This is a genomic window from Serratia myotis (assembly GCF_027474885.1).
Taxonomy (GTDB): Bacteria; Pseudomonadota; Gammaproteobacteria; order Enterobacterales; family Enterobacteriaceae; genus Serratia; species Serratia proteamaculans.
The window spans coordinates 3737916-3751672 of sequence record NZ_CP099707.1 but is presented as its reverse complement, the minus strand read 5'-3'; the positions used below and the strand labels follow the sequence as shown (position 1 = coordinate 3751672).

At 57.0% G+C, this 13757-nt stretch carries 11 protein-coding genes; 4 read left to right on the top strand and 7 right to left on the bottom strand.

The window, feature by feature from the left end; all coding sequences use genetic code 11:
• Nucleotides 1-78: 78 nt before the first annotated feature.
• Complete coding sequence (locus NHG65_RS17800) at nt 79-1560, bottom strand: mannitol dehydrogenase family protein (protein WP_099063720.1); 1482 nt, start codon at nt 1558-1560, stop codon at nt 79-81.
• 339 nt (nt 1561-1899) lie between these two features.
• Between NHG65_RS17800 and uxuA the strand changes: the two genes are divergently transcribed.
• Nucleotides 1900-3093, top strand: coding sequence for a mannonate dehydratase (gene uxuA / locus NHG65_RS17795; RefSeq protein WP_219016656.1), 1194 nt, complete (start codon nt 1900-1902; stop codon nt 3091-3093).
• Nucleotides 3094-3260: 167 nt separating this feature from the next.
• Here the strand turns inward: uxuA and yeiP are convergent, their stop codons facing one another.
• Together yeiP and mtr are read right to left on the bottom strand one after the other, a co-directional pair.
• Nucleotides 3261-3833: an elongation factor P-like protein YeiP gene (yeiP, locus tag NHG65_RS17790; protein ID WP_085117648.1), complete on the bottom strand. Its 573-nt coding sequence runs from the start codon at nt 3831-3833 to the stop codon at nt 3261-3263.
• Between the two features lie 127 nt (nt 3834-3960).
• Complete coding sequence (gene mtr, locus NHG65_RS17785) at nt 3961-5205, bottom strand: tryptophan permease (protein WP_207978808.1); 1245 nt, start codon at nt 5203-5205, stop codon at nt 3961-3963.
• 284 nt (nt 5206-5489) lie between these two features.
• Here mtr and NHG65_RS17780 point away from each other — a divergent pair, with 284 nt between their 5' ends.
• Entirely contained in the window at nt 5490-5744 is a 255-nt protein-coding gene (locus tag NHG65_RS17780; protein ID WP_099063723.1) for a YkgJ family cysteine cluster protein, read from the top strand.
• Here NHG65_RS17780 and NHG65_RS17775 read toward each other — a convergent pair.
• The 4 genes from NHG65_RS17775 to NHG65_RS17760 form a co-directional block, all read right to left on the bottom strand.
• On the bottom strand, nt 5741-6919 hold the full coding sequence (locus tag NHG65_RS17775) for a sugar efflux transporter (RefSeq protein WP_219016655.1): 1179 nt from the start codon (nt 6917-6919) through the stop codon (nt 5741-5743). The two genes, NHG65_RS17780 and NHG65_RS17775, sit on opposite strands and share 4 nt — an antisense overlap.
• A 178-nt stretch (nt 6920-7097) precedes the next feature.
• Complete coding sequence (torA, locus tag NHG65_RS17770; RefSeq protein ID WP_207978806.1) at nt 7098-9578, bottom strand: trimethylamine-N-oxide reductase TorA; 2481 nt, start codon at nt 9576-9578, stop codon at nt 7098-7100.
• A gap of 12 nt (nt 9579-9590) precedes the next feature.
• On the bottom strand, nt 9591-10751 hold the full coding sequence (locus NHG65_RS17765; RefSeq protein WP_499182503.1) for a NapC/NirT family cytochrome c: 1161 nt from the start codon (nt 10749-10751) through the stop codon (nt 9591-9593).
• 258 nt (nt 10752-11009) lie between these two features.
• A complete protein-coding gene (locus NHG65_RS17760; protein ID WP_283603633.1) occupies nt 11010-11432 on the bottom strand; it encodes a nucleotide triphosphate diphosphatase NUDT15 in 423 nt (140 codons plus the stop codon).
• A gap of 247 nt (nt 11433-11679) precedes the next feature.
• Here NHG65_RS17760 and fruB point away from each other — a divergent pair, with 247 nt between their 5' ends.
• Both fruB and fruK read left to right on the top strand, forming a co-directional pair.
• On the top strand, nt 11680-12813 hold the full coding sequence (gene fruB / locus NHG65_RS17755; RefSeq protein ID WP_499182502.1) for a fused PTS fructose transporter subunit IIA/HPr protein: 1134 nt from the start codon (nt 11680-11682) through the stop codon (nt 12811-12813).
• Nucleotides 12810-13751, top strand: coding sequence for a 1-phosphofructokinase (gene fruK / locus NHG65_RS17750; protein ID WP_099063729.1), 942 nt, complete (start codon nt 12810-12812; stop codon nt 13749-13751). Before fruB ends, fruK begins: the two co-directional genes overlap by 4 nt.
• The last annotated feature ends 6 nt before the right edge of the window (nt 13752-13757 follow it).

The following is a 13757-nucleotide window of genomic DNA, read 5'->3' as shown; positions in this document are numbered from 1 at the left end:
GGGATGAGCGAGCTTGGCGCCTGGCTGTAATTTGAAATTCATAGGGGATATATTTTATCTTTTACGTCATTGCCAGCGCTACGCCAGTTGAGTCGACACCCAGTTTTGTACCGTTTGTCGCGCTCCACGATCGCGCAGTGACAGATAGGCGCGCGTAACCGCCGCTACAAACTCCTCATTAACCGCCAACTGCTCACCAAAAACCGCCTTCAACCCCAGCAGGGCTTTTACTCGCTGTTCATCGTCCGGCGTTGCCGCCACCGTCTGCTGCAGCGTTGCCAGCAGCGGATCGCGAATATCGATAGCCTGTCCGGCGTCATCCACGCCGCCGACATAGCGCATCCAGGCTGCCACGCCCAGTGCCAGACCGGCGTAGCTGCCGCCATGTTGCAGATGCCAACGGACCGAGTCCAGCATGCGCTGCGGTAATTTCTGCGTCCCGTCCATGGCGATTTGCCAGGTACGGTGTTGCAGCGCCGGATTGCTGTAGCGTTCGATCAGTTGCGCGGCATAAGCGGCCAGGTCGATGCCGCTGACGCTGAGCGTCGGTGCCTGTTCGGCCAGCATCAGGTGGAGCGCGGCATGGCGATAAGACTCATCGGCCATACAGTCGTTGATATATTGATATCCCCCCAGATACCCGAGATAGGCCAGGAAAGAATGGCTGCCGTTCAGCATGCGCAACTTCATCTGTTCAAAAGGCAGCACGTCATTCACCAACTGTGCACCAGCCCGTTCCCAGGCCGGACGACCCGCGACAAAATTATCCTCTACCACCCATTGAATAAAGGGTTCGCAGGCGATGGCACATTCATCACGCACACCGCCCAGTGCGACGGCCACTTCATCCAGCGTTTCCGGTGTGGCGGCCGGAACAATGCGGTCGACCATGGTGCTGGGGAAGCTGACCTGCTGGGCTATCCAGTCGGCCAGCGCCCCGTCGCGGGCCTGTGCCAAACCGATGATGGCGTTACGCAGCACATGGCCGTTCTCCGGAATGTTATCGCAAGAGAGCAGGGTAAAGGCGGGCAGACCACGCTCCAGGCGCAGACGCAGTGCTTCGACCAAAATACCGGGTACGGTGGTGGGTTGGCCGGGATTCGCCAGATCGGCGCGGATCCCTTGGTGTTGCAGATCCAGTTTTCCGCTGCCTGGTTCGATGCAGTAGCCTTTTTCGGTGATGGTCATTGAGACGATCGCTACCTGAGGCTCTGCCAGTTTTTCCAGTACCGCATCGATCCCTTCCAGTTTGCGGTGCACGCTTTCATGTACAGCACCGATCACGATCGCCTGATTACCCGCCGCACCTTTCTCCAGCACGCTATAAAGATGGTCTTGCTGACGCAGCGTCTGGAACAGAGGATCGCCACCAAACAGGCTGATCTCACAAATCCCCCAGTCACCTCCCTGGCGGTTCAATACCCGGTCGGTCAGCAAAGCCTGATGGGCGCGGTGAAAAGCGCCAAACCCAATGTGCACCATACGGCTTTGCAGCGCGCTGCGGTCATAGTGGGGTTGCAGGACGGCGTCGGGAAGCGGTGAGTTGGCGATAGTCTTCATGCATGGCTCCTAAGCTGAATGAAAGGTACTGGCCGTTAACTTTCCAAAAGTTATCAGACCAGTTTTGCGAGCAAAAAACGGCACGGCGTTTACCCTTTTTCGCACGGGGTCTCTGCCGCCAGTGTAAGGCCGTATGGGCGCTAATAACATTGCTCAGCTCAAAATAAGCCAGAACCGTGAAGTGGATCAACCAATCAGGGTTTCGCTTTTGACAGTCAGGTGCGAAAGAGTAAGGTGAAAGATAACTGATATCTAATTCAATTTGGTATAACAAGATTGCCAAAACTGTGCGATCTTTATCCCCTCCATAATACTGGGCGATTCTTACAAGGATAAAAAATGGAACAAACATGGCGTTGGTATGGGCCGAACGATCCTGTCTCTCTTGACGATGTGCGCCAGGCGGGTGCTACCGGCGTGGTTACTGCATTGCACCATATCCCGAATGGCGAAGTGTGGCCGATCGAAGAGATCAAGGCCCGCCAGGCGCTATTGGCAGAAAAGGGGTTGGTGTGGTCGGTAGTGGAAAGCATTCCGGTGCATGAGGAAATCAAAACCCACAGCGGCAATTATCAGCAGCATATCGCCCATTATCAGCAATCGCTGCGTAACCTCGCGGCCTGCGGCATCGACACCGTGTGCTACAACTTTATGCCAATCCTCGACTGGACGCGTACCGATCTGGAGTATTTGCTTCCGGACGGATCAAAAGCGTTACGTTTCGATCAGATTGCCTTTGCGGCTTTTGATTTGCATATTCTGCAACGCGCGGGGGCAGAGCAAGATTACACGCAGGAAGAGCGGCAGCAGGCCGCCGAGCGTTTTGCTGCCATGAGCGCTGCAGAGGTTGCCAAATTGACCGGCAACATCATTGCCGGGCTGCCGGGGGCGGAAGAGGGCTATACGCTCGACCAGTTCCGTGCCCGTCTGGCCGAGTACGATGCCATCGACAAGGCGCAACTGCGTGAAAATATGGCGGTGTTCCTGCGCGCCATTGTGCCGGTAGCGGAGGAAGTTGGTGTGCGGCTGGCGGTGCATCCGGACGATCCACCGCGGCCGATCCTGGGCCTGCCTCGCATTGTCTCGACCATCGAGGATATGCAGTGGTTCAAGCAGACGGTCGACAGCCTTCATAACGGCTTTACTATGTGTACCGGTTCCTATGGGGTGCGTGCGGATAACGATCTGGTGCGGATGATTGAAACCTTCGGCGATCGGATCCATTTCACCCACCTGCGCGCCACCTGCCGTGAAGAAAACCCGAAAAGTTTCCATGAGGGCGCGCATCTGCAAGGCGACGTTGACATGGTGGCGGTGATTGAGGCGATCCTCTGCGAGGAGCAGCGGCGTCATCAGGCGGGCGATACCCGGCCGATACCGATGCGTCCCGATCATGGGCATCAGATGCTGGATGATTTGAAGAAAAAAACCAACCCGGGCTACTCGGCGATTGGTCGTTTGAAAGGGCTGGCAGAGCTGCGCGGGGTTGAACTGGCGCTCAAACGCCGCTTCTTCCCTGAATTGCCATCGTAAATATTTTCAGACGACGGGCAGTGTCAAATATTAGGGAGAGCGTGCCGAAGGGGTCGTAGCAGCTTTAGCTGCCGGAGCGCCCCTCGGTGCGCTAGGCCCGGGTATCTAGGACTAACGAACCACTTTGTTATAAAACACAGGGGCCATAATCGGCCCCTGAATTTCAACTAGTCAGCACGGCTCATATAGCGGCGTTCGGCAATATGAATGCGGATTTTGTCACCAGGGCTAAGATATTCCGGCACCTGAATGGTCAGGCCGGTCGCCATGGTGGCCGGCTTGTTGCGGGCACTGGCGGAGGCACCTTTGATGCCCGGCGCGGTGTCGACAATTTCCATATCCACGGTCTGTGGCAGTTCCAGCGCCAGCACCTGGCCGTCCAGTGTCAGCACCTGCATGCCCGGCAGACCGGCTTCAGGGATGAACAGCAGTTCGTCTTCGATCTGGTCTTTCTTGAAAATGTAAGGGGTGTAATCCTCATCATCCATAAACACGTATTCTTCACCGTCGATGTAAGAGAAGTTCACCTTACGGCGGGACAGGCTAATGGTGTCCAGAATATCGTCGCCCTTGAAGCGCTCTTCTACCTTCAGCCCGGTACGGACGTCAGAGAAGCGCATTTTGTACAAGGTGCTGGCACCACGTGCGCTTGGGCTCTGCACATCGATGTCTTTTACCAGCAGCAGTTTGCCGTTGTAGCTGATCGCCATGCCACGCTTAATTTCGTTAGCCTTTGCCATATAAAATAACCTGCAATAAAGAGTTTTTGGGAAGTTGCGACAAGTTACTCGCGCCGATGATTTCAGGCAAGCAGATCGAGCAAAAACAGGGGCAGAAAAGGGATGGCGGGCGCCATCCCCTGGGGTATTACTTGAAGACCGGCAACAGACCGAGCAATGCCAGCACGTGTGCGACGGCGTTGATCACCCCGAACAGAATGATAAACAGGATCATACCCCGGCCGCCGGGTGCGCGATACTGCGCTTCGGCAAAGCGACGACGACTGGCGCGTGCCATCATTGCCGGCACGATCACCGCCCAAACGGTGGCCGCCAGCCCGGCGAAACCGATGGCATACAGGAAGCCGTTCGGGAACAGCAGGGCGGCGATGGTCGGCGGTGCAAAGGTCACCAGCGCGGTCTTACTGCGCCCGGCGGTGTCATCGCTGAATTTGAAAAAGTCTGCCAGATAATCGAACAGGCCCAGCGAGACCCCGAGGAACGAACTGGCCAGTGCCATATAAGAGAAGGCGCTCAGGAGCTGGCCAACGGTCTGGCTGCTGGACACGTTGCCCATCTGCTTAAGCAGGCTGCCGATGTTGCCGCCTTCGGCAATCACCTGGCGAAAGGCGTCACGGGCGATGTTGCCCTGAATCACATACTGCCACAGGATGTAGATCGCCAGCGCCAGCAACGTGCCGTACACCAGGCTGCGCACCACGGCCCTGCTGTCTTTGTGGTAATACTTCACCAGTCCCGGCACGTTGCCGTGATAGCCGAATGAAGTCAGCAGATAAGGCAGTGCCGCCAGGGCATAAGGCAGATAGCTGGCCTGGTCGTCACCGCGGTTGAACAGCACCGCCGGTTGTACATGAGTGAACATATCGCCCACCGACATCACAAAGGTGATCACCATACCGCCAATCAGGATAGTGCTCAGACGATCGACGGCACGGGTGGACAGCCAGACGATAAACGCCACCACGATGGCAAACACCAGCCCGGCAGTGGTTTGCCCAACGCCAACAATACCCTCCAGCGTGTGGGCGATGATCGAGCCACCGGCGGAAATATAAGCGTAGGTCAGGATATACAGTACAAAGGCGATGGAAATGCCATTAATGGCGTTCCAGCCTTTACCCAGCAGATCCTTGACGATGGTGTGGAAACTGGCCCCGCTTGGGTAATGCATTGCGGCTTCGAGGATCATCAGCCCAGAGATCAGCATGCAGGCCCAGGTATAAATCAATAGCGCGACCGAGCCGCTGAACCACACGCCAGAAGTGACAATAGGGATGGAGAACATGCCGGCGCCGACGGCGGTGCCTGCAATGATCATCGCGCCGCCAAGGACCGAAGGGCGGGAAAGCTTCTGGATGGTGTCCGCGGACATTTTTTGCTCCTGAGTGGCCGGGTTGGCCGTGAGTTCTTTTGTACTAGCTCAATGGTACAGGTGCGGTTGGCGCATGTAAAGCCGTGAATGCGCTTGTTTCATGCATTAATCGGTGTGAATGGGGCGATTTGCGGCGTGTTTTTGCCCGACATGAGTGCAACCCATTAGCGGTGAAATGGGGGCGATGTAAAGATTGTTGGGCAAACCCGGATTATGCTGGCGGCGGATGAGCGCTACTGATATTGTCGCGCTTCAATTCCGCCAGCCCACCGGGAGACTTGCTGATGGACTGTCGTGCCGACTGTGGCGCCTGTTGTATTGCGCCTTCAATATCCAGCCCGATCCCCGGCATGCCCAATGGCAAGCCCGCCAATACCCGCTGTATTCATCTGAGCGAGCAACTGCGTTGCGGTCTGTTCCATTCACCGCTGCGGCCCAGGGTCTGCGGCAGCCTGCAGGCCAGCCGCGAAATGTGCCACGACCACCGTGACGACGCGTTGATTTATCTGATCAAACTGGAAGCGGATACCGCGCCCTAAGCGTCTTTGAGTTTCCACAGGCACAGCACTGCGCCGACAACCATCGCCAGCGCGGAATAAAACACCGCGTGATAGCTCCAGACCTCCGCCACCACACCGGCGATGGAACCGGCAAAAATCCAGCCGACACGCGTCGTATTGGTAAACAGGGTGGTGGCCGCGCCGGCCTGTCCAGGCATCAAATCCTGAAAATAAAGCATGCCAATCCCCGCCAGCACGCCGATAAACGCCGCATTAAGCAGTTGCAGGGCGATCAGTGGCCAGGTGCCGGTGATAAACAATAACCCGAAGTAAAAAAGCAGGCCTGCCACCACCGCCCAACGCATTAAAAAGCGTTTGCCGAAACGTTTCGCCACCATGCCGGCAATCAGCATAGTCGGTATTTCCAGCCCGGCCGCCGTGCCCATCAAGATCCCGGCCAGCCTTTCCGGCAGTTGCAGCTCATGCACCATATACAGCGGCATATTGATCAGATACATGCTGTTGGCGGTCCACATAAAGGTGCAGGCCATAAACAGCAGCAGCGTATCACGACGGTTCTGTCGTGGTGCTTCCAGCGTGGTACTGGCGGCCACCGGCATTTTGCGCATCGACGGCAGCATTTTCCACACCAGCACGCCACACAGGATAAACGCCGCGGCGGCGGCCAGGTACATCACCTTAAAACCGAATCCCAGTGCCAGCGCGAAGGCGATAGGCGGCCCGATCACCCAGGCAAGGGAAACCTGCGCCCGCAGGATCGAACTGAACATGACTGCTTCGCGACCGGTGCGATCGGCGTGCTCGCGCGCCAGGGCGAACATCTGTGGGTTAGCGGTAGAGCCGAAACTGGTCAGCACCACACCAACGGCCAACAACAGGTAATAATTGCGGTTCCAGGCGAACAGCACACAACCCAATGCGCCCAACATGCAGCAGAGGAAAATCAGCGTCTTGCGGTCACCCTTTTGATCTGAGCGGCGGGCGAGAAACTGGCTGACCAAAATGCCGATCACCGCGCTGCCGGTGAAAAACAGCCCAACCATGGAGGGGCGCACATTGACTTGCGTCGCCAGGAACAGGCTCAGCGTGGGGGTCTGTAGCGCCCCGGCAATGCCAGTGAGGAACGCCACCACTAAAAAGGCCAGCGATGTGAGGTCGGGCGAGCGTCGCGTTACCGCAGTTGAAGTAGGCATAGAGGTCAGGAAATAGCCGAAAATGAGGGGTTCGCGCGCATCATACGCCCATTTATTTTAAATAAAAAGAAAGAAACAGAAACCGGTTTCACCCTGCTTAATAGGGAAATTATTTCCCTGCGCAGGGACAAAAAAAGGGGCGATATTATCATCGCCCCTGATGCTTTTGGATCTGCCGTTACGCGCCGGCCGGCACGTCGTGCGCAGTGTTTTTCAACACTTCACCCTGATACTTCTCGATCTGCAACTGGGCCATCTGCCCACAGTTCCCCTGAGCCAGGCTGGAGGAGCCGACGTCGAAGGTCAGGCAGTTGACGTTGCCGTTTTTGCACAACGAGCCCGGCTGTGACGGATCGGCCGGATCGAACCAGGCCCCTTCGCTGATACGAACCACACCAGGGCGTACGTCTTCACTGACTACCGCGCCCACCAGGATCTGGCCGCGATCGTTAAAAGCACGGACCAGATCACCGCTGGCGATGCCGCGTGACTTGGCGTCTTCCGGATGGATCACAATCGCTTCCCGATCGGCTACCGCATACTTTTTACGCAGCGGCGTGTTGTCGAGCTGCGAATGCAGGCGGTTGATCGGGTGCGCGGTGTTCAGCGACAGCGGATATTTAACCGCTTCCGGCCCACGATACCATTCATGCGGCGGCATCCAGGTCGGAATACCCGGGCAGTCCAGGTATTTCATTTTGGCGATAGCGTCGGAATGGATCTCGATTTTGCCGGACGGCGTCCCCAAAGGATTGAGCAGCGGGTTTTCGCGGTAGTCGGCGAAACGCACCCATTGGGTGTTGGCCTCGGGCACCGGGAAGCGCACATAGTTATTGGATGCCCAGAACATGTCGAACGGCGGCAGGGCCACCCGGGCACCGCGCGCCTGGGTTTTCATGTCATCGTACATGCCTTTCAACCACTGAGTTTCATCTTTGCCTTCGGTAAAGGCATCCTGCACACCCAGTTTGGCCGCCATCGCCGCGAAGATATCGAAATCGCTGCGCGACTCGTGCTGTGGCTCCACGCACTGATGCATTGGGAACACGTACAGTTGCGAGTAGTCGCCGCCCATTTCCAGATCGTTGCGTTCATAGCTGGTAGTGGCCGGTAACACGATATCGGCGTGTTTGGCGGTAGCGGTCCAGTAAGGTTCGTTCACCACGATGGTGTCCGGCCGCTGCCAGGCCTTGACCAGATTGTTGGTGTCCTGGTGCTGGTGGAAGGTGTTACCCCCGGCCACATACACCATTTTAACCTCGGGATAGGTGACCTGCGCGCCATTGAAGTTAATGGTCTTGCCTGGGTTGGACAGGCATTCGGCGATACGTGCCACCGGGATCGGTGCCGGTGAGTTTTTCGGCGCATTACCGGCAGAAATACCGGAAACAATGCCGCCTTTCGCCGTCGGACTGCCGCCGGAAGAGTAGTGATAGCTGAAGCCAAAGCCGCCGCCCGGCAGGCCAATTTGGCCGAGCATCGCCGCGACGGTGACCAACAACCAGTGCTGCTGTTCACCATGATGCTGGCGCTGAATGCCCCAACCGCCCATGATCATGGTGCGATTTTTCGCCATATCGCGCGCCAGTTGGCGCAATACATCGGCATCGACGCCGCAAACGTCGGCGGCCCATTCGGCGGTTTTCGGCGTGCCATCGGTTTCACCCAGCAAGTAAGCCTGGAATTTGTCGAAGCCGGCGGTGTAGGTTTTCAGGAAGTCCGGGTTATGCAGCTTTTCGGTCAGCAGCGTGTGGGCGATGCCGATCAACATGGCGCCATCGGTATAAGGACGTGGGGCGATCCACTGCGCATCGATAAATTTGGCGCTGTCGTTGTGTACCGGATCGATGCTGATAACGCGGGTGCCTTTCTTCTTCAGCGCTTCAAAGCCCGTCTGGCCGTAGTGGTCCGGCACGTTCCAACTGTTTTTCAACGTGATCATCGGGTTACAACCCCACAACACCACCAGTTGGCTGTTTTCAATCACGTTTGGCCAGGCGGTTTGCTGTTCGTAAACCTCCATGGAGCCGACCACGTGTGACATGATCACCTGCGCGGCGCCGGTAGAGTAGTCACCGGCATAACCGAGGAAGCCACCGGTCAGGTTCATCAGGCGTTGCAGCAGCGTGCGGCTGTTGTGCAGCATGCCGACGCTCTTCCAGCCATAGGAACCGGCATAGATTGACTGCGGGCCGTGATCTTTTTGCAGACGGGTGATTTCACCGCAGACCAGTTCAATCGCCTTGTCCCAGCTGACGCGCACCCATTCGTCGCGGCCGCGCAGTTCGGTATGGCTACCCGGGCCACCTTCCAGCCAGCTTTTACGCACCATCGGATACTTGATGCGGTTTTCAGCATGCACCTGGTAGGGTGCCATGGTGATCAGTTCGTTCGGGTAAGGATCGTCTTTGACCGGCTGCACGCCAATCATTTTGCCGTCCTGCACTATGGCTTCAAACGCACCCCAGTGCGCACCGGTCAGAATGCCTTTCTGCGCCTGACGCAATGCTACAAATTGCGGCAGCGCCTGGCTGATGGCCTGCGCCAGCGCCGACTTGGGCCACAGGCCTGCCAGCAACGGGGCGGCGGCCAGCGCGGTGGCGCCGGTCAGGAAGCGGCGGCGGCTCATTTTTAACGCTTGTTGTTGATATTTGCTCATTTCGCTTCTCCCTTAAAGCTTGGCTGGTGCGGCTGGCTGCATGTCACTGGCGTGTTTCTGCACGTATTGTGTCAGAACGCGCAGTTGTTCCTGCGTCAGCGAGGTGCGTGGAGCCATACCTTTAATCACGCCGATCCACTGGTTGGCGTTGAAGCGATCGAGGGCGGTCAGACCGTGGCAACCTGTGCAGTTGGCCGACATCATATCCGCGGTGTAGCGCCAGATTTTTTGCTGATCGTCGATCAATTGTTTACGCGGTAGCCAGACTTGCAGGGAAACCTGATGCCACACCAGCCCGGTGTCGCTATCGGTCATGGTGGTGCCGGTTTTCAGCAGTTTGCGGGCGTCTTCACCCAGCAATACGCTGAGGATACGCTTGCCCTGCGCGGCGTAGAACACTTCACTGACGCCGTCTTGCTGCCAGCCGGTGACGCTGGCCAGCACCTTGTCGCCTTCCTGCGTCACCACCTGAACTTCGGTGGATGGCATCAGGTTGCCGGCATTGTGGCTGTCGTCCGGTTTCAGGAAGAAGGGTTCAGTGGCAATGGTGTACAGCGTAGTGGCGGTCGGTGAGGTTTCGGCTGCGGCCTTCGCCAGTTCGGCGGCACCGGCCTGAGCTGCACCGCTCATGTCTGGCAGGATATGCGCCACCCCTTTATGGCAATCGATACAGGTTTCACCCTGTTTGATGGCCACCGGATGCTGGATACGCGCTTCAGGCCGCTGGGCGGTGATGTCCATGGCGTCAAAGCTGTGGCATGAGCGGCAGGTGGCGGAATCGCTTTCTTTCAACGTTTTCCATACCGACTGTGCCATCGCCAGCTTATGCGCCTCGTATTTCTCTGGTGTATCGATGGTGCCCACCATCTCGCCATAAATGTCTTTTACCGCGCGGATCTTGGTCCACAGGTAATCAAGCGGTTCGTGCGGAACGTGGCAGTCGGCGCATTCAGCGCGAATACCCTTGGTATTTTGGAAGTGAATGCTGCCCTGATATTCGGCCAGCGGTTGTTGCATGGTATGACAGGACACACAGAAGGCGGTGTCGCTGGTTTTGTGGAATACCGTGGCGGTACCCGCCAATAATGCTGCTCCGAGGATAATCCCCAGCAGCAAAAGCCACAGCCATCCCCAGCGGTGCTTTTTTATCAAGCCAGTGAATTTATTGGTCATATTGAACCCGCTTATAATTATGAAATACCAAGGAAAACCTTGCCAAAAAAATGGCCGGCCGAGTGCCGACACACCTGAAGAAGTATAGGTATAATTAGCAATGACATCTAATACTATAGGGTTATTTTTAGCAGGAAAAAGGTCATTCGAGGGATTTTCCAGCGTTATATTCTGGGTTATATAACGCATTTTTTATGAGGTTTTATCAGTCTATGAGCAAGATCACGGACAGAGTGGAAAAATCATGATTGAAAACAGCTACTTTGTGGGCAGGTAGTTCTGGCCCGTCAGCCAAAGATGAATGGCATTGCGGCTGGCTTCGAAATGGGGCTCCGGTAACTTGTTCGGCGAGCACCAGCGCCACTCGGCACATTTTTCCGGCTCTTTCAGTTCGGGATCACCACCGGGATGCTGGGTCAGCAAACATACGGACAGGGTATGTTTTCCCTCGGCGCGCCAGGTTTGCAGATTATTGCTGATGCCGATAAAAGTGGGCGGGGCGATGATCAGCCCGGTTTCTTCGGCAATCTCACGTTGTGCACATTGTTCAATGGTTTCACCAGCATCCAGGTGCCCTCCGGGGATCGACCAAAAGGGCGCGTGTTGGCCGCAGCGTTTCCCCAGCAATATTTCCCCTTGGGCATTTACGATGATTACCCCTACGCCAGCCACTACAGTCATGCTTTTCTCCGTCAGCAAAGTTTCAGCACAGTATGTCATTTTACCCTCGTGACAGGTAACCCTTCAGGAAAAGTGTGCGTAAGGTCAAAAATCTAGCACATCAATATTGAGAAAACTTGCTTTCGGTCAGTGCTACTTACACACTCCTTGAAACGTTTCAGCGTTATGGGCGCGATGATTCCGTACCGATAACGCTCCTTTTTCCCAATGAAGCTGAAACGATTCAATTCAGCAGGAGAGGAGAATCATGTTCCAGTTGTCACAGCAAGATATTCACCTGGGCGCGGCTGCCGGCAGCAAGCAGGAAGCCATCCAACAGGTTGCCGCCGCACTGACCGAGGCCGGCTGCGTCAGTGCCGCCTACGTGGACGGCATGCTGCAGCGCGAGCTGCAAACCCCCACTTACCTGGGTAACGGCATCGCCATCCCGCATGGCACCACCGATACCCGCGATCTGGTGCTGAACACCGGCGTGCAGGTATTTCAGTTTCCACAGGGCATTGAGTGGGGCGAAGGCCAAACCGCCTTTGTGGTGATTGGCATTGCCGCCCGTTCCGACGAACACCTGGCGCTGTTGCGCCAGCTGACACACGTACTGAGCGACGACAGCGTGGCCGAACAGTTGGCGAAAACCACCTCGGCTGAAGAGCTGCGCAGCCTGTTGATGGGCGAAAAGCTGACGGCGGAATTCCAGTTTGACGCTTCCCTGATTGCGCTCGATGTGGCCGCTGACAGCCTGATGACGCTGCAGGCGCTGAATGCCGGTCGTTTGCAGAAGATCGGTGCGGTCAACGCCCAGTTCGTCAGCGACGTCATTACCCGCAAGCCGCTGAATCTGGGGCAGGGCATTTGGCTGAGTGACAGCACCGAAGGCAATCTGACCAGCGCAGCCACCCTGAGCCGCCCGGTGCAGGCGTTTGACGAAGACGGCGAGAAAGTTGCGCTGCTGTTGACGCTGTCGGTGGCTGACCAACAACCGCTGGCGGTGCTGAACTACCTGAGTGACCTGCTGTTGGCGAATAAAGCTGAACGCTTGCTGAACGCCGATGCCGTCACCGTGTTGGCATTGCTGACCAGTGAGGTCGAAGAAGAAAATACCACCCTGAGTGCCGAATACGTGATCCGTAACGAACACGGTCTGCATGCCCGTCCGGGCACGGCACTGGTTAACGTCATCAAGCAGTTCAGCAGTGAAATTACCGTCACTAACCTGGATGGCAGTGGCAAACCGGCCAACGGACGCAGCCTGATGAAGGTCGTGGCGTTGGGCGTGAAGAAAGGACATCACCTGCGCTTTACCGCCAAAGGTGAAGATGCTGAAACGGCGCTGAAGGCGATCGGAACGGCAATTAACGAAGGACTGGGCGAGGGCGCAGCATGAGCAGAAGAGTAGCAACAATTACCCTGAATCCGGCTTACGATCTGGTGGGCTTTTGCCCGGAGATCGAGCGCGGTGAAGTGAATCTGGTTAAAACTGCCGGCCTGCACGCCGCCGGAAAAGGCATTAACGTCGCCAAGGTGCTGAAAGACTTGGGCATTGATGTGACAGTCGGCGGCTTCCTCGGCAAAGACAACCAGGACGGCTTCCAACTGCTGTTCAGCGATCTGGGCATTGCCAACCGCTTCCAGGTGGTGCCGGGCCGTACCCGCATTAACGTCAAATTGACGGAAAAAGACGGCGAAGTGACCGATTTCAACTTCTCCGGCTTTGAGGTCACCGGCCAGGATTGGGAACGTTTCGTGACCGACTCCCTGAGCTGGCTCGGTCAGTTTGACATGGTGGCCGTGAGCGGCAGTCTGCCGGCCGGGGTTGATCCCGATGCCTTTACCGACTGGATGGTTCGTCTGCGCGCCCAGTGCCCATGCATTATTTTCGACAGCAGCCGTGAAGCCCTGGTTGCCGGCCTGAAAGCCGCGCCGTGGCTGGTGAAACCGAACCGCCGTGAGCTGGAAATCTGGGCCGGTCGCCCGTTGCCACAGCTGGCAGACGTGGTTGAGGCCGCCCATGCGCTGCGCGATCAGGGCATTGCCCACGTAGTGATTTCTCTCGGCGCAGAAGGCGCGCTGTGGGTCAACGCTTCCGGCGCCTGGATCGCCAAACCCCCGGCCTGCGAAGTGGTCAGCACCGTCGGTGCCGGTGACTCGATGGTGGGTGGGCTGATCTATGGCCTGCTGATGCGTGAATCCAGTGAACATACTTTGCGTTTGGCCACCGCCGTGGCTGCACTGGCCGTCAGCCAGAGCAACGTTGGCGTGACCGACCGTCCACAGTTGGCCGCGATGATGGCGCGTGTCGATCTGAAACCTTTTAATCAATAGCAGGAG